The organism is Rhizobium sp. NPDC092011 (assembly GCF_044756305.1).
Classification (GTDB): Bacteria; Pseudomonadota; Alphaproteobacteria; order Rhizobiales; family Rhizobiaceae; genus Rhizobium.
On record NZ_JBIVSO010000002.1, the window covers coordinates 634,405 to 655,831 of the forward strand.

General features: G+C 59.0%; 18 protein-coding genes. 12 read left to right on the top strand and 6 right to left on the bottom strand.

The features are described from left to right. Nucleotides 1–170 precede the first annotated feature (170 nt). Entirely contained in the window at nucleotides 171–1,043 is an 873-nt protein-coding gene (locus ACIQJ2_RS11515) for a MurR/RpiR family transcriptional regulator (RefSeq protein WP_199145354.1), read from the bottom strand. A gap of 181 nt (nucleotides 1,044–1,224) precedes the next feature. Here ACIQJ2_RS11515 and ACIQJ2_RS11520 point away from each other — a divergent pair, with 181 nt between their 5' ends. The 5 genes from ACIQJ2_RS11520 (at nucleotide 1,225) to ACIQJ2_RS11540 (ending at nucleotide 7,869) form a co-directional block, all read left to right on the top strand. Further along, nucleotides 1,225–1,992 carry an N-formylglutamate amidohydrolase gene (locus tag ACIQJ2_RS11520; RefSeq protein WP_400675654.1) on the top strand — a complete coding sequence of 256 codons (768 nt, stop codon included), beginning with the start codon at nucleotides 1,225–1,227 and terminating at the stop codon, nucleotides 1,990–1,992. Nucleotides 1,993–2,119: 127 nt separating this feature from the next. Beyond that, complete coding sequence (locus ACIQJ2_RS11525; protein ID WP_199145350.1) at nucleotides 2,120–3,691, top strand: amino acid permease; 1,572 nt, start codon at nucleotides 2,120–2,122, stop codon at nucleotides 3,689–3,691. Nucleotides 3,692–3,813: 122 nt separating this feature from the next. Beyond that, complete coding sequence (locus ACIQJ2_RS11530; protein WP_199145349.1) at nucleotides 3,814–5,184, top strand: glutamine synthetase family protein; 1,371 nt, start codon at nucleotides 3,814–3,816, stop codon at nucleotides 5,182–5,184. A gap of 154 nt (nucleotides 5,185–5,338) precedes the next feature. Then, on the top strand, nucleotides 5,339–6,724 hold the full coding sequence (locus ACIQJ2_RS11535; protein ID WP_400675657.1) for an aldehyde dehydrogenase family protein: 1,386 nt from the start codon (nucleotides 5,339–5,341) through the stop codon (nucleotides 6,722–6,724). Next, entirely contained in the window at nucleotides 6,721–7,869 is a 1,149-nt protein-coding gene (locus ACIQJ2_RS11540; RefSeq protein WP_199145347.1) for an iron-containing alcohol dehydrogenase, read from the top strand. Before ACIQJ2_RS11535 ends, ACIQJ2_RS11540 begins: the two co-directional genes overlap by 4 nt. A gap of 218 nt (nucleotides 7,870–8,087) precedes the next feature. Here ACIQJ2_RS11540 and ACIQJ2_RS11545 read toward each other — a convergent pair whose 3' ends face one another. Further along, nucleotides 8,088–9,527 (bottom strand): L,D-transpeptidase family protein, encoded by a 1,440-nt coding sequence (locus ACIQJ2_RS11545; RefSeq protein WP_400675659.1) that lies wholly within the window; start codon nucleotides 9,525–9,527, stop codon nucleotides 8,088–8,090. 216 nt (nucleotides 9,528–9,743) lie between these two features. Between ACIQJ2_RS11545 and ACIQJ2_RS11550 the strand changes: the two genes are divergently transcribed. The 3 genes from ACIQJ2_RS11550 to ACIQJ2_RS11560 all read left to right on the top strand — a co-directional run bounded on the left by ACIQJ2_RS11550 (nucleotide 9,744) and on the right by ACIQJ2_RS11560 (nucleotide 11,422). Next, nucleotides 9,744–10,583: a DUF4432 family protein gene (locus ACIQJ2_RS11550; protein ID WP_400675660.1), complete on the top strand. Its 840-nt coding sequence runs from the start codon at nucleotides 9,744–9,746 to the stop codon at nucleotides 10,581–10,583. A gap of 72 nt (nucleotides 10,584–10,655) precedes the next feature. Continuing rightward, a complete protein-coding gene (locus ACIQJ2_RS11555; RefSeq protein WP_199145344.1) occupies nucleotides 10,656–10,994 on the top strand; it encodes a TIGR01244 family sulfur transferase in 339 nt (112 codons plus the stop codon). 83 nt (nucleotides 10,995–11,077) lie between these two features. Beyond that, the gene (locus ACIQJ2_RS11560; protein ID WP_400675661.1) at nucleotides 11,078–11,422 is read left to right on the top strand and encodes a RidA family protein; all 345 of its coding nucleotides are present in this window, start codon (nucleotides 11,078–11,080) and stop codon (nucleotides 11,420–11,422) included. 42 nt (nucleotides 11,423–11,464) lie between these two features. On the opposite strand, the gene ACIQJ2_RS11565 is transcribed toward ACIQJ2_RS11560, so the two are convergent. Genes ACIQJ2_RS11565 through ACIQJ2_RS11580 form a run of 4 tightly spaced genes read right to left on the bottom strand, consistent with a single transcriptional unit; the run spans nucleotide 11,465 to nucleotide 16,252 of the window. Next, complete coding sequence (locus tag ACIQJ2_RS11565; RefSeq protein WP_400675663.1) at nucleotides 11,465–13,123, bottom strand: thiamine pyrophosphate-binding protein; 1,659 nt, start codon at nucleotides 13,121–13,123, stop codon at nucleotides 11,465–11,467. Further along, nucleotides 13,120–14,322 (bottom strand): CaiB/BaiF CoA transferase family protein, encoded by a 1,203-nt coding sequence (locus tag ACIQJ2_RS11570; protein ID WP_400675665.1) that lies wholly within the window; start codon nucleotides 14,320–14,322, stop codon nucleotides 13,120–13,122. Before ACIQJ2_RS11570 ends, ACIQJ2_RS11565 begins: the two co-directional genes overlap by 4 nt. Nucleotides 14,323–14,340: 18 nt before the next feature. Then, nucleotides 14,341–15,300: a DMT family transporter gene (locus tag ACIQJ2_RS11575; RefSeq protein ID WP_400675667.1), complete on the bottom strand. Its 960-nt coding sequence runs from the start codon at nucleotides 15,298–15,300 to the stop codon at nucleotides 14,341–14,343. A gap of 19 nt (nucleotides 15,301–15,319) precedes the next feature. Further along, entirely contained in the window at nucleotides 15,320–16,252 is a 933-nt protein-coding gene (locus ACIQJ2_RS11580; protein WP_400675669.1) for a lysophospholipase, read from the bottom strand. Between the two features lie 164 nt (nucleotides 16,253–16,416). On the opposite strand from ACIQJ2_RS11580, the gene ACIQJ2_RS11585 reads away from it, so the two are divergent. The 4 genes from ACIQJ2_RS11585 (at nucleotide 16,417) to metF (ending at nucleotide 21,059) form a co-directional block, all read left to right on the top strand. Continuing rightward, nucleotides 16,417–17,163 carry a ribonuclease gene (locus tag ACIQJ2_RS11585; protein WP_400675671.1) on the top strand — a complete coding sequence of 249 codons (747 nt, stop codon included), beginning with the start codon at nucleotides 16,417–16,419 and terminating at the stop codon, nucleotides 17,161–17,163. A gap of 126 nt (nucleotides 17,164–17,289) precedes the next feature. Further along, entirely contained in the window at nucleotides 17,290–18,939 is a 1,650-nt protein-coding gene (gene ettA, locus ACIQJ2_RS11590) for an energy-dependent translational throttle protein EttA (RefSeq protein ID WP_400675673.1), read from the top strand. 190 nt (nucleotides 18,940–19,129) lie between these two features. Next, nucleotides 19,130–20,155, top strand: coding sequence for a metalloregulator ArsR/SmtB family transcription factor (locus ACIQJ2_RS11595; protein WP_199145322.1), 1,026 nt, complete (start codon nucleotides 19,130–19,132; stop codon nucleotides 20,153–20,155). 1 nt (nucleotide 20,156) lies between these two features. Beyond that, complete coding sequence (gene metF, locus ACIQJ2_RS11600) at nucleotides 20,157–21,059, top strand: methylenetetrahydrofolate reductase [NAD(P)H] (protein WP_400675674.1); 903 nt, start codon at nucleotides 20,157–20,159, stop codon at nucleotides 21,057–21,059. Nucleotides 21,060–21,427 lie beyond the last annotated feature (368 nt).

Sequence of the window (21,427 nt, forward strand, 5' to 3'; positions counted from 1 at the left end):
GTTTTCAGTGTCTGGCGTTGCTGTTAATGACGTTACATGAAGGTTGTGTGACGGCTTCAAAGCGTTGTGTTTGCTGTGAACGCAATTGATTTTTGCTTCTAATCGTCAAGTGTGACAGCTGCTGCATTCCACACCTCCTACTTCACATCATCTTGTCGTTTCGCTCCCCTCTAGCTTGGTTTGCGGAACAATTTCGTTTGTTCGAAAAGACCTTCGAGCGTTTTCATGCGCTCGCTCGTCTCGTCCCAGGTCGAGCTCTGCACGGCTTCAATCAGGGCTTCGACGATGAAAAGTGTGACAACCGATGAATCCCAGGCCGACGGCGCTTCGATCTGCACGCGGAAGATGTGTTTGGCGTATTTGACGGCGGGCGACGCCCATTGGTCGGTAAAGACGATGATCTCGGCGCCGCGACGACGGGCGACGGCGGCCAGATTGACCATTTCCTGTTCATAGCGCCTGATATCGAAGATCACGAGCAGGTCGCCAGGGTTCATATTCAAAACATATTGCGGCCAGGTGCCGGAATTGGACGAAAGCAGCGTCGTGTTGGGGCGGATCACCTGCATGTGGGTGAAGAAGTATTCGGCGAGCGCGCCGGTGATACGGCCGCCGACGAAATAAAGCCCGCGTTTTCGCTCGGACAAGAGTGCTGCGACGCTATCGAATGTCGCCGCATCGATATCGGAGAGCGTCTGCCGGAGATTGCCCATGATGGCATCGGCGAAACGATTGAGAATATGGGTGCCGGGCGCATTCGATGCCCAGCGGTCATGCTTCGTCAGCGGGTTGGAGATCGTTGCTTCGACCTCCTGGTGGAGGTGGGACTGAAAGTCGGGATAGCCCTTGTAGCCGAGTTTCTGCACCATGCGCGCCACGGTCGGCGTGGAGACGCGCGCATTTTCCGCGACCGTTGTGATGCTGCCCAAACCCGAAACGGGGTAGTTGTCGAGCAGGCTCTTAGCCAGCTGCTTTTCGGCGCGCGTTAGCGTGTCGAAGCGGGCATTGATCACGTCAGAAACTGTCTTTGACGCATTGTTCAATCGATTTTAGCTCCCCGGGGTCGGTCTTATGCCGATCTCCTGCAACGATATAACAACGCTGTCACATTTCGAGTCAATGTCACAAATGAAGAAATAATTTCAGTTTCCGGTTGACAGCGACCAAAAGCTGAAGAATTCTTTTCTTATAAAGATTTTATTAATCGGCAATGGGGCGCCCCGGATGCTTGCACAGCAAGGCATTTTGACGAAGGCGGACGGCGATAGCGTCGCTGTCGAACGGCCAGATGGCAGCAGCGCGGTTTTTATCGTCTGCGAGCATGCTTCCCGTGCTTTGCCCGAGCGTTTCGGGGACCTGGGGCTTTCTGCCGAGGCACTTTCCAGCCACATCGCCTGGGATCCGGGCGCACTCGCGGTTGCAAGGAAGATTTCGGCAAGCCTCGATGCGACTTTGGTTTACCAGCGCTTCTCCCGCCTGATTTATGACTGCAACAGGCCTCCGGAAAGTGCCGGCGCGATGCCGGAAACGAGCGAAATCTATTCGATCCCCGGCAATCAGCGCCTGGGTGAGGCGGATCGGCGGGCGCGCACCGAAGGTCTTTATATACCGTTTCACGATCGTATCCGGGCACTCCTGAAAGAAAGGGCAGCACGCGGACAAAAAACCGTGATCGTGACGATGCACAGCTTCACGCCGATCTACAATGGCAAGCCGCGCGCGGTGGAGCTTGGGATTCTGCATGACGACGACCATTGGCTGGCCGATCGCATGCTGGATGCAGCGGCGGAAGCGCCGCTCTATCAGACAGACCGCAACAAGCCCTACGGGCCTGAAGACGGCGTGACCCATACGCTGAAACTGCATGGGATCGCCAACGGCCTGCATAACGTAATGATTGAGATCCGCAACGATCTCATCGGAGATGACGTCGGCCAAGGGGTCGTGGCTGACTATCTGACAGGGCTCCTCCAGAACAGCCTGGAAGCCTGAACTTAAAAAGAAAAAGACCCCGGGGAGCAGTTCAACTGCGATAGAGCCGCACGGCAAAAGGCTGGCGGCTCATGTGACACATGGTTCTCCGCAATCCCGCGGACGACCGGGCTTAAGGGGGAATGACATGTCTGATTATACAGAGTTAGACAAAAAGCAGGATGTGCATATCCTGCACTCCATGGGCTACGCTCAGGAGTTGGAACGGCGGATGAGTTCGTTCTCGAATTTCGCCATCTCCTTCTCCATCATTTGCATTCTATCTGGCGGCATCAACTCCCTTGCGCAGGCCACGTCCGGCGCCGGCGGTGCTGCGATCGGTATCGGCTGGCCGATCGGCTGCGTGATTTCGGGCGTCTTCGCTCTCTCGATGGCGCAGATTTCCTCGGCCTATCCGACGGCCGGCGGCCTTTATCACTGGGGTTCGATCCTCGGCAACCGGTTCACCGGCTGGCTGACGGCGTGGCTCAACCTGCTCGGCCTGATCACCGTTCTTGGTGCGATCAACGTCGGGACCTGGGGCTTCTTCAGTGGCTCCATCGCTGGCTGGTTCGGCATTGCCGTCGATACGAATACGTCGGCGGGCTTTGCCAACCAGATCATCTTCGTTGCCGTCATCACCGGTTTGCAGGCTTTGATCAATCACTTCGGGATCAAGCTTACGGCAAAGTTGACCGACATGTCCGGCTACCTGATCTTTGCCGCGGCTATCGCGCTGACCGTCGTCTGCCTCATCGGCGTCAAGAGCTGGGATTTCAGCCGCATCTGGACCTTCACCAACTATTCCGGCACGCCGGAAGGTGATTCATCGGTCTGGCCGAAGATGGACAATATCTGGTACGTCTTCGCCCTTGGCTTGCTGCTGCCGATCTACACGATTACCGGTTACGACGCCTCGGCACATACGTCCGAAGAGACCGTCAAGGCCTCCAGCTCCGTGCCGCGTGGCATGGTTTCGTCGGTCTGGTGGTCATCGCTGTTCGGCTACATCATGCTCCTCGCCTTCCTCCTGGCGATCCCGGACATGAACGAAGCGTCCAAGCAGGGCTGGAACGTCTTCTTCTGGACCATCAACAGCATCACCCATCCTGTCGTCGCCAATATTCTCTATGTGGCGATCTTCATCTCGCAGCTGCTGTGCGGCCTTGCGACCGTCACATCCGCATCGCGCATGATCTATGCTTTCTCGCGCGACGGCGGCCTGCCATTCTCGAAATCGCTCGCCAGCGTCAGCCCGAAGTTCCGCACACCCTCCATCGCCATCTGGACGGCTGCCATTCTTGCCGTGCTGTTCGTCTGGGGCGCTTCGCTCGTCACGATCGCCGGTTCTTCGGCCTATACGATCGTCGTGTCGTGCACCGTCATCTTCCTGTTCCTCTCGTTCACCGTGCCGATCGTCCTCGGCATCAAGGCGATCGGGACTGCGAAATGGCCCAAGATGGGGCCGTGGAACATGGGCATCGGAACCTATAAGCTGGTGTCTGTTCTGGTGGTTATCGCCATGGCGATCATCTTCATTATCGGCGTGCAGCCGCCGAACGAGTGGGCGCTATACATCACCATCGGCTTCCTGGTGCTGACGGCCATCGTCTGGTTCGCCTTCGAGAAGCGTCGCTTCCAGGGGCCGCCGATCGGTGACGTGATTGCCAAGCGTCAGGCCGACATCGCTGCCGCCGAACGCGCTGTCGGCGAAGCGTAATCCTCATCCATATTCAATCCGGCGGGGGCCGTAATCCGGCCCCTTCCAACTTGACGCGCGGCCAGGATTCTAGGTCCTGAGCTGCCAGCCGATCACTCTTCTATCTTTCAGGCGGATTAATTATGAGCACCAGCTATACGTTCGACGACCTCAAGAAAGATGTGGCCGAAGGGCGCATCGACACGGTTCTGGCATGCCAGGTGGATATGCAGGGTCGCCTGATGGGCAAACGTTTCCAGGCGGAATTCTTCGTCGAGAGCGCCTGGAAGGAAACGCATAGCTGCAACTATCTGCAGGCGACCGACATCGAGATGGAAACCGTCTCCGGCTACAAATCGACGAGCTGGGAGAAGGGCTATGGCGATTATACCATGAAGCCGGATCTCGCCACGCTGCGCCGCATCCCCTGGCTGGAGGGCACGGCGCTGGTTCTCTGCGACGTGCTCGACCATCACACGCATGAGGAAGTGGCTCATTCGCCGCGTGCTATCCTCAAGAAGCAGGTCAAACGACTCGAAGCGATGGGCATGAAGGCCTATATGGCTTCGGAACTCGAATTCTTCCTGTTCGACCAGAGCTACGATAGCGCCCGCGAATCCGGCTATCGTAATCTCAATCTCGTCAGTGGCTACAACGAGGACTACCACATCTTCCAGACCACCAAGGAAGAGGATGTGATGCGGGCGATCCGCAAGGGTTTGCAGGGTGCCGATATTCCGGTCGAAAACTCCAAGGGTGAGGCTTCTGCCGGCCAGGAGGAAATCAACGTCCGCTACGCCGACGCGCTGACGATGGCCGACCGCCATGCGATCATCAAAAACGGCTGCAAGGAGATTGCCTGGTCCAAGGGCAAGGCCATTACGTTCCTTGCGAAGTGGAACTATAGCGCCGCCGGCAGCTCGTCGCATATCCACCAGTCGCTGTGGAGCGCCGATGGCAAGACGCCGCTGTTCTTCGACAAGGAAAAAGACCACGGCATGACGCCGATGATGAGGCACTACGTTGCCGGCCTTCTGACGCATGCCAGCGAAATCACCTATTTCCTGGCGCCCTATATCAACTCTTACAAGCGCTTCGTCGCCGGCACCTTCGCGCCTACCAAGGCGATCTGGAGCACGGACAACCGCACGGCCGGCTATCGTCTGTGCGGTGCTGACACGAAGAGCATCCGTATCGAATGCCGCGTCGGCGGTTCCGACCTTAATCCCTATCTTGCTTTTGCGGCCCTGATCGCAGCTGGCATTGATGGGATCGAGAACAAGCTCGAATTGGAAGCGCCTTTCGTCGGCGACGCCTATGGCGCGCGCGAGGTTCGCGAGATACCGCGCACGCTGCGCGGTGCGACCGAGGCCCTGGCCAATTCGAAAATGCTGCGTGCGGCGTTCGGCGATGACGTGATCGATCACTATACCCGGGCCGCCGAATGGGAGCAGGAGGAGTACGATCGTCGCATCACCGATTGGGAAGTGGCGCGCGGATTCGAAAGAGCGTAAGGCTTTTGCAAGCTGTCCCTGTCCGATTTCCATTTCATGATCGGGCAGGGGCGTCAGGATGGCCCGCTCGCCTGATATTTCCGCTTTGAATGCGGCCACAGGTTGTGCAACATCCGACAATCAATTTGATGACCAAGAAAACAGGAATTCGATCATGACGATGATCAAATGCATCTCACCGGTAAACGGAGAGGTTTATGCCGAGCGTCCGGCGTTGTCGCTGGACGCCGCCAAGGAAGTCGTGGCCCGCGCCCGCAAGGCGCAGAAGGATTGGGCGCGCCGCCCGCTGGAAGATCGTGTCCAGCTCGTGCTGAAAGGCGTCGCCCGGCTGAACGAGATGGCCGATGCGGTCGTGCCGGAGCTTGCCTGGCAGATGGGTCGCCCGATCAAGTATGGCGGCGAATATCGCGGCTTCAACGAGCGCTCGAATTATGTTGCCTCGATCGCTGCCGATGCAATGGCGCCGCTGGTCGTGGAAGACAGCGCCAACTTTGCCCGCCGCATCGAGCGTGAGCCGCATGGCGTCGTCTTCGTCATCGCACCCTGGAACTACCCCTACATGACGGCGATCAACACCATCGCCCCGGCTTTGATGGCTGGCAATACCGTCATTCTCAAGCACGCAAGCCAGACGCTCCTCGTCGGCGAGCGGCTCGTTCAGGCTTTCGTCGAGGCCGGTGTCCCCGCAGACGTTTTCCAGAATGTCTTTCTCGACCATGATACGACGTCGGCGCTGATTGCTGCCGGCAGCTTCAACTTCGTCAATTTCACCGGCTCCGTCGAAGGCGGCCGGTCGATAGAGCGTGCCGCTGCCGGCACCTTCACCAGCCTGGGGCTGGAACTTGGTGGCAAGGATCCAGGCTATGTGATGGAGGATGCCGACCTCGACGCCGCCGTCGACACGCTAATGGATGGCGCCACCTTCAATTCCGGTCAGTGCTGCTGCGGTATCGAGCGCATCTATGTGCATGAATCGCTTTACGACAGCTTTGTCGAAAAGTCGGTCGCCTGGGTTTCGAACTACAAGCTCGGCAATCCCCTTGATCCCGAGACATCACTCGGTCCGATGGCGCACAAGCGTTTCGCCAAGGTCGTGCGCGATCAGATCACCGATGCGGTCGCCAAGGGTGCGAAGGCGCTGGTCGACCCGAAGCTGTTCCCGGCCGACGACGGCGGCGCCTATCTCGCGCCGCAGATTCTCGTGAATGTCGATCATTCGATGGCCTTCATGCGCGAAGAAACCTTCGGGCCGGCCGTCGGCATCATGAAGGTGAAGTCGGACGCTGAAGCGCTTGAGCTGATGAACGACAGCCCCTACGGCCTGACGGCTTCGCTCTGGACGAAGGATGTGGAACGTGCCTCACGCATCGGTCGCGAGATCGAAACCGGCACCGTCTTCATGAACCGCGCCGACTATCTCGATCCGGCACTTTGCTGGACCGGCGTCAAGGAAACCGGCCGCGGCGGCTCGCTGTCGATCATCGGTTTCCATAACCTGACGCGCCCGAAATCCTATCACCTGAAGAAAGTAACAGCATGAGCAACATCTCTGCCAATTGGAGCTATCCGAACGCTTTCAAGCTCGGCCGCGGCCGCATCAAGGAACTGGCGGACGCCTGCAAAAGCCTGGGCATGAAAAAGCCGCTCCTGGTCACTGACCGGGGACTTGCCTCGATGGCAATCACCAAGACGGCTCTGGACATTCTGGAAGAGGCCGGCCTCGGCCGCGCTATTTTCGCCGATGTCGATCCGAACCCGAATGAGAAAAACCTCGAAGCCGGCGTCAAGGCCTTCAAGGATGGCGGCCATGATGGCGTTGTCGCTTTCGGCGGCGGCTCCGGCCTCGATCTCGGCAAGTGCGTTGCCTTCATGGCTGGCCAGACACGGCCAGTCTGGGACTTCGAAGATATCGGCGACTGGTGGACCCGCGCCAGCGTCGAAGGCATTGCGCCGATCGTTGCCGTGCCGACGACGGCCGGCACCGGCTCTGAAGTCGGTCGTGCCAGCGTCATCACCAATTCCGCGACGCACGTGAAGAAGATCATCTTCCATCCGAAGTTCCTTCCGGGCGTCGTCATTGCCGATCCGGAGCTGACCGTGGGCATGCCGAAGGTCATCACGGCCGGTACCGGCATGGATGCCTTCGCGCATTGCCTGGAGGCTTATTCTTCGCCCTTCTATCATCCGATGTCGGCTGGTATCGCGCTGGAAGGCATGCGGCTGGTTAAGGAGTTTCTGCCGCGCGCCTATAAGGAAGGAACGGATCTCGAAGCCCGCGCCAACATGATGAGCGCGGCCGCCATGGGTGCCGTCGCCTTCCAGAAGGGGCTTGGCGCCATTCATGCGCTGTCGCATCCGATCGGCGCCGTCTACAATACGCATCACGGCATGACCAATGCCGTCGTCATGCCGGCGGTCCTGCGCTTCAACCGTAAAGCCATCGAGGACAAGATTGCCCGCGCGGCAGCTTACCTCGGTATCGCTGGCGGTTTTGACGGCTTCTACGATTATGTGCTGCAGCTCCGTGCGGAGCTTGGCGTGCCGGAAAGCCTTTCTGCCATGGGCATTACGCCCGACCGCATCGACGAGCTTTCTGCCATGGCGATCGAAGATCCAAGCGCTGGCGGCAATCCGGTGCCGATGACGCTTGAGAACACCAAGGCTCTTTTCCGCGACTGCTTCTGAGGCACTACTGCATAATTCCCTAAATCGGAATCGATTTAGGGATAAAATTATGCAGCAGATTTAAAGTGTTACAGCGACCTTTGCGCGCCACTTGCGGCGCGCGGCGCTGTAAGGAACATCTTGACGCGCCGGGCGAAAGTTTCGGTGCGTCGAACACTTCAGGACAAAAAAGCCGCCGGGTGAGCCCGGCGGCTTTTTCGTTCAGTGATGCCTGCCGATCAGTCGACGAACTCGACAACCACGCCGGGTTTGACCATCTTTGCCAGTTCCGTCGCATCCCAGTTCGTAAGACGCACGCAGCCATGGCTCTGCGTTTTGCCAATTCTCGAGGGATCCGGCGTGCCGTGGATGCCGTAAGTTGGCTTCGACAGGGCCATCCAAACCGTACCGACCGGACCGTTCGGGCCAGGCGGGATGTTAAGAACCTTATCGTTTCCGGCTTGTTGGAAGTTGATCTTTGGATTGTATGTGTAACCCGGATTGAAGGCGACGCGCTCGACGGTCACCGTGCCGGATGGCGAAGGCGTATCGGCCGAGCCGATGCTGGCCGGGTAGGCGGCGATCAGCGTACCGTTGGCGTCATAGGCGAAAACCTGCTTGCGGCCCTTGTCCGCGAGGATCTTGGCGACAGTGCCGGTCTTGCCCGGGCCCGTATTGACGACCTTGATGGTATTGCCAGGTACGGTGAAATCGACGCCGGGGTTCAGGGCCTTCAGATAGCCCTCATCCATGTGAAAGCGCTCTGCCAGCATTTCTGTCGTAGAGGTATAGCCGAGCGACGGCATCTGCGCTTTCGCCGAATAATCCTCGGGGATCGATGCAACATAGGGGCCTGCGGCATCGGCTGCCGTGATCGTATAATTGACGATCGGCATGCCGCCGGACATGCGCAGCTGCTCGAGGATCGCATCGGTATTGTTGGGATCGAGCGTCTGACCCGTCATCTGCTGATAGGCGTAGATCGCCTTGGTGACGTTCGCCCCCATGCGGCCGTCAATGGCGCCTGGCGAAATGCCCTGCCGCGCGAGGAATACCTCAAGCGCGGTGATTTCCATCTTCGATTTGCCCTTGAGCGTGATGACGGGATCTGACGGCGGCTTGCGAATGATATCCGGCGTTCCTTGCTGGGGATCGATCGAAGCGTAGTCGTTGCCGCTCTGGTTGTTCTGGCTCTGGCTCGGGTCCGGCATCGGCTGGTTGTCGAGCGGCTGCCGTTGAATATCGCCATCTCGCGGGATGCCGCCAGTCACGACATCCTGATCCTGCTGGTCGTAGCGGCCATAGCCATCATTGCGATACTGGCGATAGTCGCGGTAGCCGCCATTGTCGGAAAGCTGGGTATCGCCGTATCGATTGCCGTTGCCGTTGTCGTTATAGGAATCGCGAGCTGGTGCACGCGGATAATAGGTGCTCGCCCTCATTTCCGTTGCCACGACATTGCCGTATGCGTCGACCAGAACCTTTCGACCGCGTCCGTCTCGCGCCATCGAATACCCGCCGCCATAGGGGTATTGTTCAAGAATTCGTCCGTCTGGAGTGACCAGAACCGTGTCGCGGTTGCCGCTGCGGTAATACTGCGCCTGCGCGTCGGTGAGCGCGACCGCAGACACGCTGGCCGTCATTGTCAGGACAAAACTCAATTTTACGAACCGGTTCACGTCTGTCGAATCCTCGGATAGTCGTTCGGCTGACACACACATGGCAAATTTGACGCCAGTATGGAAATTTAGATTATCATGCTGAATAAAATATAAAAATTTGTGTGATCAAGGGTTCAAGTTAACATTCGGTAAGGTAAATCACCATTTATTTGCGCCGCGTCCCATTATGGAGCAACGTCCGCGCGCAGGACCGATCAGGGAGGATTCCTAGGAATGATAGATTTTGCTGCGGCTAAAGGACCGAAACTTGCACTTGATGAGACTTCGGTTCTGGATATCGGTGCTTGCATCGTAGAGGGGAATGATCTTGCTCCCGGACGCGCCATTCCGGATGACGGCGATCCGCGCATCGACCACTCGCTCGAGGGCTTCCTCTTCACCTGTGGACCGGATCATATCCGCCATCCGCAGCCGATGACGGGGGCTTTCGAGGGAAAACGCTATCCGCTGCACGGTTCGTTCTCCTCCAATCCGGCCAAAGTTCTCTGGACCAAATTCGAGAACGGCAATGCGGAGTGCCGCGCCGATATCGACGTTGTCACCGCTGAGGGACTTGCTGCAAGGCTGGAGCGCCATTGGCGGATCGACGGTTCGACCGGCGAGGTTTCCTTGGCTGACCGCGTCGTCAACACCAGCGGCGAGGCGATGCCGGTCTTTTTGATGTACCACATGAATATCGGCGGCAAATGGCTCGACAACGGCACCGGCCTTGCCGGGCAGATGCTTGAAGATGGCGGCTTTCCCTGGGCATTCGGCAAAGAGAGTGGTGATATTTTCTGCGTGCCTGCGCGGGAGACCGGACAGGATTGGGCACAGGTCAGCCTTGGACCTATCGCTGCTATCGGCGGTAAGTCTTTAAGGGTGCGTTTTGGCGCAGAAACCCTGCCATTCCTGCAGGTCTGGCGTAATCAGCGTGAGCCGGCGAACGTGCTCGGCATAGAGCCGGTTTCGCACCGTTGGGTCTCCCGTGCGGAACTGGAAGAGGCGGGTGAATTCAATATTCTCCAGCCCGGCGAAGCCCGCAATTTCATGCTCAACTTTGCCTTCGTTTGAGCGCGCGCGGCGGTTGACGCTGGATGCGGGGCGGCGTAGATCAGGGCCACGGTTTTAGAGAGGACATAAACCATGGATATCCGCCCGATCGATGATGAGTATTCGGTATCCGGCCAGATCAGCGTTGAGGATCTCGACCAGATCAAAGCCATGGGGTTCAAGTCCATCGTATGCCACCGTCCGGACGGTGAAAGCCCGGACCAGACGCCGTTCGGCGTCATCGAGGCCCGCGCCAAGGAGCTCGGTCTGGAAATTGCTCATGTGCCGGTTGGGCCGATGGGCGTGACCGAAGAGGCCGTGCAGGGCATGGTCGATGCGCTCGACGAATTCCCGCGGCCGATGCTCGGCTATTGCCGGTCCGGTGCACGCTCGACGGCGATCTATCAGAAGACGCACCACATTCGCGGTTGAGCCGCCTTCCCAACCCTTGAGATTGCAGGGCAGGTTACACGCCACGCCTTGTTTACCTGTCAAAACAACATCAGGAGAAAATCATGAGCATCAAGCGTATCGACGTCGGCGCCCGCATGAGCGGCGCAGTCATCCACGGCAACACCGTTTATCTCGCTGGCCAGGTCGGCGAAGGCGCAAGCGTTACGGATCAGTGCAAGTCTGCACTGGCTGAAGTTGACCGCCTGCTCGCAGCAGCCGGCACCAACAAGTCGAAGGTCCTGCAGACGCTCATCTATCTCGCAGACATTTCCGACTTCGCAGAAATGAACACTGCATGGGAAGCCTGGGTCGATCCGGCCAACACGCCGGCTCGCGCCACCAGCGAAGCCAAGCTCGCTGCGCCGAAGTACAAGGTCGAGTTCATTGTGACCGCAGCGCTCGACTAAGCCAGCGCGCCACATGTTTTTTGGAAGGCCGGGAGCTTGCGCTCACCGGCCTTTCGTTTGGGCGATTTCCGTTAGCGTGCGCGATGGAGTGATCGCTTCCGGATCGAGCGCGATCTCGATGATCGCCGGCTTGCCGCTGGCGCGGGCTCGCTCGAAGGCCGGAGCAAATTCCTCGGTCGCCTTCACCGTCTCTCCGTGGCCGCCATAGGCACGGGCAAGTGCTGCAAAATCCGGATTCCTGAGTTCCGTACCGCTGACACGGCCGGGATATTCCCGCTCCTGATGCATGCGAATGGTGCCGTACATGCCGTTGTTGATGACGAGCGCGATCAGCGGCAAGCCATATTGCACGGCGGTCGCGAATTCCTGCCCGTGCATCATGAAGCAGCCGTCGCCGGCAAAGCAGATAACCTCCCGTTCCGGAAACAGCTGCTTGGCGGCAACCGCTGCCGGCAGGCCATAACCCATCGATCCGGATGCCGGCGCTGCCTGCGTCTCGAAGCGGCGGAAACGGTGAAAACGATGCAGCCACGTCGCGTAGTTGCCGGCTCCGTTGGTGAAGATCGTGTCGGCAGCCGTATTGGCTTCGATCCAATCCATGATGCGGCCCATGTGCACGGAGCCCGGGCTTTTCTCCGGCGTCGTCGACCAGGTGAGGTAGGCGGCATGCATGCGCTCGGTGCGATCGGCCCAACGCGCTTTGACCGGCGCATCCAGATCGGCAAGTGCCGAGACGAAATCGGCCGGGCTCGCGCAAATCGCCAGATCCGGGCGATAGACGTGGCCGAGTTCGGACGGATCCGGGTAGATATGGACGAGCTGCTGATGCGGGTAAGGGATATCGACCAGCGTATAGCCGGAGGAGGGCATTTCGGAGAGGCGACCGCCAAGGAGGATCAGCAGATCCGCTTCCTTGATTTCCTTTGCCAGCGCCGGGTTGATGCCTATGCCGACGTCGCCCGCATAGCTCGGATGCAGATGGTCGAACAGCATCTGTCGGCGGAAGGAACATCCCACGGGCAGATTGAACCGCTCGGCAAATTGCTGGATGCCGGCAACCGCCTCTTGGTTCCACCGCGTACCACCGATGATGACCATCGGGCGCTCTGCGGCAGCTAGGCGCTGGCTTAGCTCCGCCATCTGACTGCGACCAGGATGGGCGGCAACGGGCGTATAGGGCTTGGCGTCAGGCGCTTCGACTTCGTCCCGCAGCATGTCTTCCGGCAGCGTCAGCACGACAGGGCCAGGCCGCCCCGACGTCGCGACTGCGAAAGCCCGGGTGACGAATTCCGGGATGCGAGCGGCATCGTCGATCTCGCCGACCCATTTTGCATATTCGGTCAGCGCCCGACGGAATTCCACCTCCTGGAAAGCCTCGCGCTCGCGGGCATCGCGCTGGACCTGGCCGATGAAGAGGATCATCGGGATCGAGTCCTGCCGAGCAATGTGCAGGCCGGCCGATGCGTTCGTGGCTCCGGGGCCTCGGGTTACCATGCAGATGCCCGGCTCGCCTGTGAGACGACCCCAGGCATCCGCCATCATCGCCGCGCCACCCTCCTGACGGCAGACGAGTACGTTGATGTCGCTGTCATGCAGCGCATCGAGCACCGCAAGAAAGCTCTCGCCCGGCACGCAGGAAATGCGCTTGACGCCATTTGCCTTCAAAGCCTCGACGATGAGTTGGCCGCCCGTTCGTTTCATATCTTCGCCTTTCCCTCCAGTTCCGCCAATTCGGCGAGAACCTCCTCCTGATGCTCCCCAAGGCGCGGACTTGGCCGCGTATAAGTCAACGGTGTCTCCGACAGAACGATCGGCGTGCGCACGCTTGGGATCATGGTGCCTGCAGCGTCTTCAAGATCGATACGCAGGCCGCGCGCCTTGATCTGCGGGTCGGCGAACATATCCTCGATCGTGTTGATGGCACCGGCAGGCACGGCATTGTCCTCGCAGGCCTTCAACAGGTCCGCCTTGTTCCAAGTCAAAGTCTTCGCCGATATGAAGGCACGGACCTCGTTGCGGTTGAGAACGCGGGCTTTGTTGGTGGCATAGCGCTCGTCGTCGGCGTGGGTGTCGAGGCCAAGAATGGCGCAAAGGCGGCGGAACTGTCCGTCATTGCCGACGGCGAGAATGAGATAGCCGTCTGCGGTCGGAACGACCTCGTAGGGCGAGATGTTCGGATGGGCGTTGCCGAGCCGCACGGGTGGTTTGCCCGAGATCAGATAGTTCATGTTCTGATTGGCGAGCACGGCCGATTGCACATCGAGCAGCGCCATATCGACAAGCTGGCCCTCGCCGGACTTGAGTGCGTGGATCAGCGCCGCCTCGATTGCCGAGACAGCATAGATACCGGTGAAGATATCGGCGATCGCAACGCCTGCCTTCACCGGCTGGCCGTCCGGCTCGCCGGTGATCGACATGAAACCGGACATGCCCTGGACGATATAGTCGTAGCCCGCCAGGCCCGCATAGGGGCCGGTCTGCCCGAAGCCGGTGATGGAGCAATAGACGATGCGGGGATTGACCTTCTTCAGGCTTTCGTAATCCAGCCCGTACTTGACGAGGCCGCCGAGCTTGAAGTTCTCGATCACCACGTCCGCGGTCTTAACCAGCCGGCGCACCAGCTCCTGACCCTCTTCCGTCTTGAGATCGGCGACGATGGAGCGCTTGCCGCGATTGGCCGAGTGATAATAGGCGGCCGAGAGGTTTTCGCCATCCTTGCCTTCGACGAAGGGGGGACCCCATTGGCGCGTATCGTCGCCGCCGTCGGGATTTTCCACCTTGATGACATCGGCGCCAAGATCGGCCAGCATTTGCCCGGCCCAGGGGCCGGCCAGCACGCGGGCAAGCTCGATGACGCGGATACCGGAAAGCGGAGGTTTCTTGGTCTGTTGGTCTGTCATGTCGATCCGCTCTCTCGCTTACGGCGTGAATGCTGTTTCAGATGTATCGGATACCGGCTTGGAAGCAAAGCGCCGCTCGCGCCAGAGAATGTAGAGCCCGGAGCTGATGATGATGAAGATGCCGAGCCATTTGATCGCATCCGGAAAATTGTCGAAGACGAGCCATCCGAAGATCGTCGCCGAAACGATTTCGAAATATTGAAGAGGCGCCAGCATGGAGGCCGGTGCGGCGCGATAGGCGTATACGGTGAGGATACCGGTGATGGCTGCGCTGGCGCCGACGCCGAGCAGGTAGAGCATGGCCGTCAGGTCCGGGACGACCGAACCGAGGATTGCAACGTCGGTGGCACGGCCGATGGCAAGCAGGATCAAGCTGAAAACGACGCCCCATATGCCGGTCTGGAACTGCATCGACGATGCGTCCTCGCTATGGGAGACGACGCGGGTGATCATCACATAGACTGCGATGCAGAACGCGGTGACAACAGGCAGCAGAGCAACGAAGCCGACTTCCTGAAAGCTCGGCTGGATGATCAGCATCGCGCCGAAGAAGCCCACCGCGCAGGCGGTGTAGCGCCGCCAACCGATCGTCTCCTTCAGGAAAATGCTGCTGAGGACAGTCAGGATGATCGGCTCCACGAAAAATATGGCGATGGCATCGGCAACCTCCATGACCTGCAACGTCGTCACGAACGAGACCATGGATAGGGTCAGCACGCCGGCACGGATGGCATGCACGCCGCTGCGACTCCATGACCAGACGCCCCATTGTCCGCGCATGGCCATGATCGGCAGGGCAAAGAGCGCCTGCAGGATAAAGCGTGCGGCGGTGACTTCGGCCGGCGGGACGGTGGCTGCTGCAAGCTTGGAGAAGATATCGATGATCGGCGAGAGGATGACGGAGATGAACATCATCGCAAGGCCGAAAGTCAGCTCCGACTGCGGTAAGCGCAGCGAGGAGCCGCCGGTGGCATTCATTCTGGTATTCCTTTTAATATCAATTCTTTGCCACTATCTTCCTGCACCAGTCGGCAAAGTCGGACGTAACTTGGTCGGCTCCGATTTCATTCAGGGTTTCGTGCCGCATGTCCGGATGGATGGTGGTGGTAACGCGGGAGAAGCCGGCACGCTTCAAATGGTCTGACAGCCAGGAAATCGCTTTTCCATTGTCTGTAGCCGGGTCCTTTCCGCCTCCGACGAGATGGATCGGCGTATCGCGTCGCAGCCTGTCGAGATAGGCCTTTTGCGGCGCGCGAAAACTCAATTCGAATATGTCCAGCCAGAGCGAGACGGAGGCATCGAAGCCGCAAAGAGGATCGGCAATGTATTTGTCCACCTGCTCGGGCACGCGCGACAGCCAATCGAACTCAGTGCGGCGATTTGGAATCGACTTGCCCCAAGTGTCGAACGTCAGTTTCGGCAGCGGTCCGCTTGGTACATCCGAGCCCTTGAACATGCGTTCCGTCTTCAGGATGAGCTGCGCGGCGCGGCCGGCAATGCCCGGATTGAAGTTGGAATTCCAGACCGTGACGGCATCGAACTTATCGGGGTAGGTGACGGCGGTGTTGAGGCTGATCAGTCCACCCATGGAGTGGCCGAAGAGGATGACCGGTAGACCGGGGTGAGCCGCGGCGGCAAGTTCACGCATGGCCAGAACGTCCGCCATCACCTGATCGCCGCCGTTTCTTTGTGCGAAACGACCGATCGGCGCATCGGCCGCGACTGTTTCGCCGTGCCCGCGGTGATCATGGGCATAGACATGAAACCCATGCGAGGCCATTGCGTCCGCGAAGGCTTGGTAACGGCGCGAATGCTCGGCAAGGCCGTGGGATATCAGGAGGATGCCGCACGCTGCACCCGACGCCGGCGTGTGATGATAGGCAATCGTCGCGCCCGTCGGACTTTTCAGGCGTTGCGTCTCGGCAAACATGCACCGTTCCTCCCCATGTGAATGAGAGTTGATCAGCCGGCGGAATGCAATGGACAGTCGTTGAGGCCCACAGAAATAAATCTCTGATGCCCTGTGATTCAGGGTTGCGTAGACTTTGTCAAACTGCTTATTTGTTCCCATAATGTTCTAGTTGGAGGCGTGGAATGAAGCATTTGCTTCGAGTATTTGCGGTTGTGCTCCTTTCTGTCGGGACGGTCGCGAGCGCGGTGGCGCAGGAACACAGCAGGGGGCGCACGCGCTTTATCCTGGCGGCAAGCTGGGAGCCGGCATTTTGCGCGACAAATCAGAAAAAGGCGGAATGCCGGAACCAATCGTCGAGCAATTACGACGCTACGAATTTTTCGCTGCACGGCCTCTGGCCGATGCGGCAGGAATATTGCAACGTTTCCGACGACCTGAAGCAGGCGGATCGTGGCCGTGACTGGAAAGATCTGCCGGCGGTGCAACTGTCGCAGGACGTGAAGGCCAAGCTGGACAAGGTCATGCCAGGTACGCAGTCCGGCCTGGAGCGGCATGAGTGGATCAAGCACGGCACCTGCTCGAAGCTGACCGCCGACCAATATTTTTCCATCGCCGCCGGCCTGATCACCGAACTCAATGCATCTGCCGTTCGTGATCTTTTCGCCAAGAATATCGGCAAGGAATTGGATGCGGAAACCATCAAGGCCGCCTTCGACCAGAGCTTCGGCGAGGACGCCAATGCGCGCATCAAGATGAGCTGCCGCCGCGTCGGCAACGTCAGGATGATCTCGGAGCTGACGATCGGCCTGTCGGGAGATGCACTCGATCCTCAGCAGGGCAACGAGCCACGGCTCGCCAAATTGATCCAGGGGGCGGGCAGCACGTCGTTCGGCTGCGATCGCGGCGTCGTGGACGCGGCCGGTTTCTGAGCTGATCCGGCCTTTCAAACGCGGATAAATGCCCTCGGACAAGGTTTCGCCGTTGCCCGAGGGCCGGGTTTCGCCTACATAGCGGCACAATTCGCAATGTTATCCGCCCGTGGAGTAACCCAAGCTATGGCACGTCAGTTTATTTATCATATGGCCGGACTGAATAAGTCCTATGGCGCCAAGAAGATCCTCGAGAATATCCATCTCTCCTTCTATCCTGACGCCAAGATCGGTATTCTCGGCCCGAACGGTGCCGGTAAGTCGACAGTGCTGCGCATCATGGCCGGCCTCGACAAGGAATATACCGGCGAAGCCTGGCTGGCCGAAGGCGCCACCATCGGCTACCTGGCGCAGGAGCCCCAGCTCGATCCCGACAAGACGGTTTTCGAAAACGTCATGGAAGGCGTTGCCAAGAAAACCGAAATCCTCAATCGCTACAACGAATTGATGATGAACTATTCCGACGAGACGGCGGAAGAGGGCGCCAAGCTTCAGGACATCATCGACAGCCAGAATCTCTGGGATCTGGAAAGTCAGGTCGAGATGGCGATGGAAGCATTGTGCTGCCCGCCGCGCGATGCCGAAGTCACCAGCCTTTCCGGCGGTGAGCGTCGCCGTATCGCGCTTTGCCGCCTGCTTCTCTCTCAGCCGGACTTGCTGCTGCTCGACGAACCCACCAACCATCTCGACGCCGAGACCATCGCCTGGCTGGAAAAGCACCTGCGCGACTATCCGGGTGCCGTGATGATGATCACCCACGATCGCTACTTCCTCGACAATGTTACCGGCTGGATTCTCGAACTCGACCGTGGCCGTGGCATTCCTTATGAAGGCAACTATTCCGCCTATCTGCGGGCCAAGGCCAAGCGCATGCAGCAGGAAGCCCGCGAAGAAGCTGGCCGTCAGAAGGCAATCAGCCGCGAACAGGAATGGATCGCCTCCAGCCCCAAGGCCCGCCAAGCCAAGTCCAAGGCGCGTATTAACGCTTACGAGCAGCTGGTCGATGCTGCCGAGAATCAGCGTCCCGGTGATGCGCAGATTATCATTCCGGTCAGCGAGCGTCTCGGCCAGGTGGTGGTCGAGATGGAGGGCATCACCAAGGGCTTCGAAGGCCGCACGCTGATCAACGATCTGTCGATCAAGCTGCCGCCGGGCGGCATCGTCGGCATCATCGGCCCGAACGGCGCCGGCAAGACGACCCTCTTCAAGATGATCACAGGGCAGGAAAAGCCGGATTCCGGCTCGGTCCGCATCGGCGAGACGGTGCATCTCAGCTATGTCGACCAGAGCCGCGACGCGCTTGACGGCAATAAGACCGTGTGGGAGGAAATCTCCGGCGGCGCCGAAATCATCAAGCTCGGCAAGTTCGACATGAACTCGCGCGCCTATTGCGGCGCCTTTAACTTCAAGGGTGGCGACCAGCAGCAGAAGGTTGGCAATCTCTCCGGTGGTCAGCGCAACCGTGTTCACCTGGCCAAGATGCTGAAGGCTGGCGGCAACGTGCTTCTGCTCGACGAACCCACAAACGACCTCGATACGGAAACGCTGGGGGCGCTGGAAAGCGCGCTCGAAAACTTCGCTGGCTGCGCCATCATCATTAGCCACGATCGCATGTTCCTCGACCGTCTTGCCACGCATATCCTCGCGTTCGAAGGCGAGGGCCATGTCGAATGGTTCGAAGGCAACTTCGAGGATTACGAGCAGGACAAGATCCGCCGTCTCGGCCCCGATGCCCTCAATCCGGGCAGCCAGGCGCACAAGCGGCTGACGCGCTAACCTCGCGGTTTTGCATCTCGAAAACCCCGGCTTGTTCGGGGTTTTTGTTTGCCCATCCGAGTATCCGGATATTCCGTTTTCGCCGAAAACTAACAGTTTTCCGACGCCCGGCGACCGCGGTGGCCAATTGGCACTTGCGAAATGCACTCAATTCACATAAGGATATCTTTATATGTTGATTGGGTGTGGGATGACGGATCTGGTGAAGCTCGGCTTGGATGAGGTTGTGGACGTGCTGAAGGCCGTCGGCGAACCGACACGGCTGCGTCTCATGGCACTCCTCGCCGCAGGCGATCTCACCGTGACAGATCTTACAGAAATTCTCGGCCAATCGCAGCCCCGTATTTCCAGACATTTGAAGCTATTGGGTGAGGCCGGGCTGATCGACCGCTATCAGGAGGGCGCCTGGGCCTATTTCCGCCTGAAGCAGGAAGGCAAGGCTGTAACACTTGCCCATACGCTTCTGCGCCATACCGCGGAGAAAGATGCGGTTCTATTGCGGGACGCGGAGCGCCTTAACGCCGTCAAACGCGTTCGTTCCGAACGTGCACAAGCCTATTTCAGCCGGAATGCTGCCGAGTGGGATGAATTGCGTCGCCTGCATGCTGCCGACGAAGATGTCGACAAGGCATTGATCGGGCTGATCGGCCCGCAAGCGATTGACTCGTTTCTCGATCTGGGAACCGGCACCGGTCGCATGTTGCAGCTATTGGCAGGGCACTATCGGCGCGCGGTCGGCATCGACGCCAGCCGTGACATGCTTGCCGTGGCGCGCGCCAATCTCGACCGTTCCAATATTACCTCGGCGTCTGTGCGCCACGGCGACATTTTCAACCTGCCGCTCGAGCAGCAGGATTTCGACCTGATCACCATTCATCAAGTGCTGCATTTCCTCGATCAGCCGGAGATTGCCGTTGCGGAAGCGGCGCGGATGCTGCGACCCGGCGGCCGGCTTGTGATCATCGATCTGGCGCCGCATGGGCTTGAGTATTTGCGTGACGAGCATGCGCATCTGCGCCTCGGCTTTTCACATCAGACCATATCGGATTGGCTGAAATTGGCGGGGCTCGATGTCGAGCAGGTGCAGGATCTTCATTCAGGGAAGGAAAGCGGTCAGGCGCTGACAGTCACCATATGGCTGGCGCGCGATCCGCGGCTGCTGATCGCAGCTGGACAGGACCGCCAATCGTCCCCCATTCTTGCTGGGAGAGTTTGATATGTCTTCGAAATCGGAAAATAGCCAGGGCGGCGTCCGCATATCCTTCGAGTTCTTTCCGCCGAAATCGGAGGAGGCTGAACAGCAGCTGTGGAACACGGTTGCTGATCTTACCGAGTGGGATCCCGAATTCGTCTCTGTCACCTATGGAGCAGGCGGCTCCACCAAGGCGCCGACGCTTTCGGCCGTGCGCAAGATGATCCATGAGACGCCGTTCACCACGGCGTCGCACCTGACTTGCGTCGGCGCGACGCGCGAAGACACGCATCGGGTGATCGACGAGTTTCTTGCCGCTGGCGTTCGCCGTTTCGTTGCCCTGCGCGGCGATCCGCCAGGCGGTGTCGGCTCGGCCTACCAACCGCATCCGGGCGGCTACGCCAATGCAGCTGAACTGGTGGCTGCGCTGCGCGAGCGCGGCGATTTCGATATTTCGGTTTCGGCCTATCCGGAGAAACATCCGGAGAGCCGGGATACTTCTGCCGACATCGACATGCTGAAGCGCAAGGCCGATAATGGTGCCGACAGGGCGTTGACGCAGTTTTTCTTCGATAACGATGCGTTCGAGCGTTACCATGACCACGTCCGTGCTGCCGGGATCAAGATTCCGATCGTGCCGGGGATCATGCCGATCCAGAATTTGACGCAGCTGAAGCGCTTTGCTGGTGCTTGCGGCACCAGCATTCCGTCAAGGCTTGATGAGCGCTTTGAAGGCACGGATGACGATGTTGAGCTGCGTGCGCGGGTCGCGGCCGAAGTGGCGGCCGAGCAGATCCAGGATTTGGTGCGCCGTGGCTTCGACGAGTTTCATCTCTATACGATGAACCGCTCGCAACTGGTTTCGGCGGTCCTCGAACGACTGGGCATCCAGCGCAAGGTTGCTGAGCGGGCCGGCGCGGCTGCCTGACGGCATAGTTACCGCACACAATGACTGTTCATAAAAAAGCGCATGTCCGTCTCGGACATGCGCTTTTCCAATGGAACCGTTGTTTTGTTAGCTTTCGGAGTTCGGTCGTTTGCGAATTTCGCGAGTTTGTCAGATGAAAAGCATCGTTACGACAAATACGAAGGCCGCACCGACCACCAGGACGTTAATGGATCGTGTCAATCCCATGTCTTCCTCCTCAGTCAGCCGGTAAGTTTTATGTCGAAAATGTGTCGCTTGGAAAGCGAATTCGATGCTGCAATGCGGCGCAGAGTTGGTATTCTGATTCATTATTCCGCCGCAGATCTTTGATTTTACGCGGTAATTTCTGCATCGCGTCTCGATAACGG

Excerpts from the sequence above, each read along its gene's own strand:
- ettA (WP_400675673.1), top strand. The coding sequence starts at position 17,290 with ATGGCACGTCAGTTTATTTATCATATGGCCGGACTGAATAAGTCCTAT.
- ACIQJ2_RS11525 (WP_199145350.1), top strand. The coding sequence starts at position 2,120 with ATGTCTGATTATACAGAGTTAGACAAAAAGCAGGATGTGCATATCCTG.
- ACIQJ2_RS11575 (WP_400675667.1), bottom strand. The coding sequence starts at position 15,300 with ATGAATGCCACCGGCGGCTCCTCGCTGCGCTTACCGCAGTCGGAGCTG.
- ACIQJ2_RS11555 (WP_199145344.1), top strand. The coding sequence starts at position 10,656 with ATGGATATCCGCCCGATCGATGATGAGTATTCGGTATCCGGCCAGATC.
- ACIQJ2_RS11585 (WP_400675671.1), top strand. The coding sequence starts at position 16,417 with ATGAAGCATTTGCTTCGAGTATTTGCGGTTGTGCTCCTTTCTGTCGGG.
- ACIQJ2_RS11540 (WP_199145347.1), top strand. The coding sequence starts at position 6,721 with ATGAGCAACATCTCTGCCAATTGGAGCTATCCGAACGCTTTCAAGCTC.
- ACIQJ2_RS11550 (WP_400675660.1), top strand. The coding sequence starts at position 9,744 with ATGATAGATTTTGCTGCGGCTAAAGGACCGAAACTTGCACTTGATGAG.
- ACIQJ2_RS11595 (WP_199145322.1), top strand. The coding sequence starts at position 19,130 with ATGACGGATCTGGTGAAGCTCGGCTTGGATGAGGTTGTGGACGTGCTG.
- ACIQJ2_RS11535 (WP_400675657.1), top strand. The coding sequence starts at position 5,339 with ATGACGATGATCAAATGCATCTCACCGGTAAACGGAGAGGTTTATGCC.
- ACIQJ2_RS11560 (WP_400675661.1), top strand. The coding sequence starts at position 11,078 with ATGAGCATCAAGCGTATCGACGTCGGCGCCCGCATGAGCGGCGCAGTC.
- ACIQJ2_RS11565 (WP_400675663.1), bottom strand. The coding sequence starts at position 13,123 with ATGAAACGAACGGGCGGCCAACTCATCGTCGAGGCTTTGAAGGCAAAT.
- ACIQJ2_RS11520 (WP_400675654.1), top strand. The coding sequence starts at position 1,225 with ATGCTTGCACAGCAAGGCATTTTGACGAAGGCGGACGGCGATAGCGTC.
- ACIQJ2_RS11580 (WP_400675669.1), bottom strand. The coding sequence starts at position 16,252 with ATGTTTGCCGAGACGCAACGCCTGAAAAGTCCGACGGGCGCGACGATT.
- ACIQJ2_RS11570 (WP_400675665.1), bottom strand. The coding sequence starts at position 14,322 with ATGACAGACCAACAGACCAAGAAACCTCCGCTTTCCGGTATCCGCGTC.
- ACIQJ2_RS11530 (WP_199145349.1), top strand. The coding sequence starts at position 3,814 with ATGAGCACCAGCTATACGTTCGACGACCTCAAGAAAGATGTGGCCGAA.
- metF (WP_400675674.1), top strand. The coding sequence starts at position 20,157 with ATGTCTTCGAAATCGGAAAATAGCCAGGGCGGCGTCCGCATATCCTTC.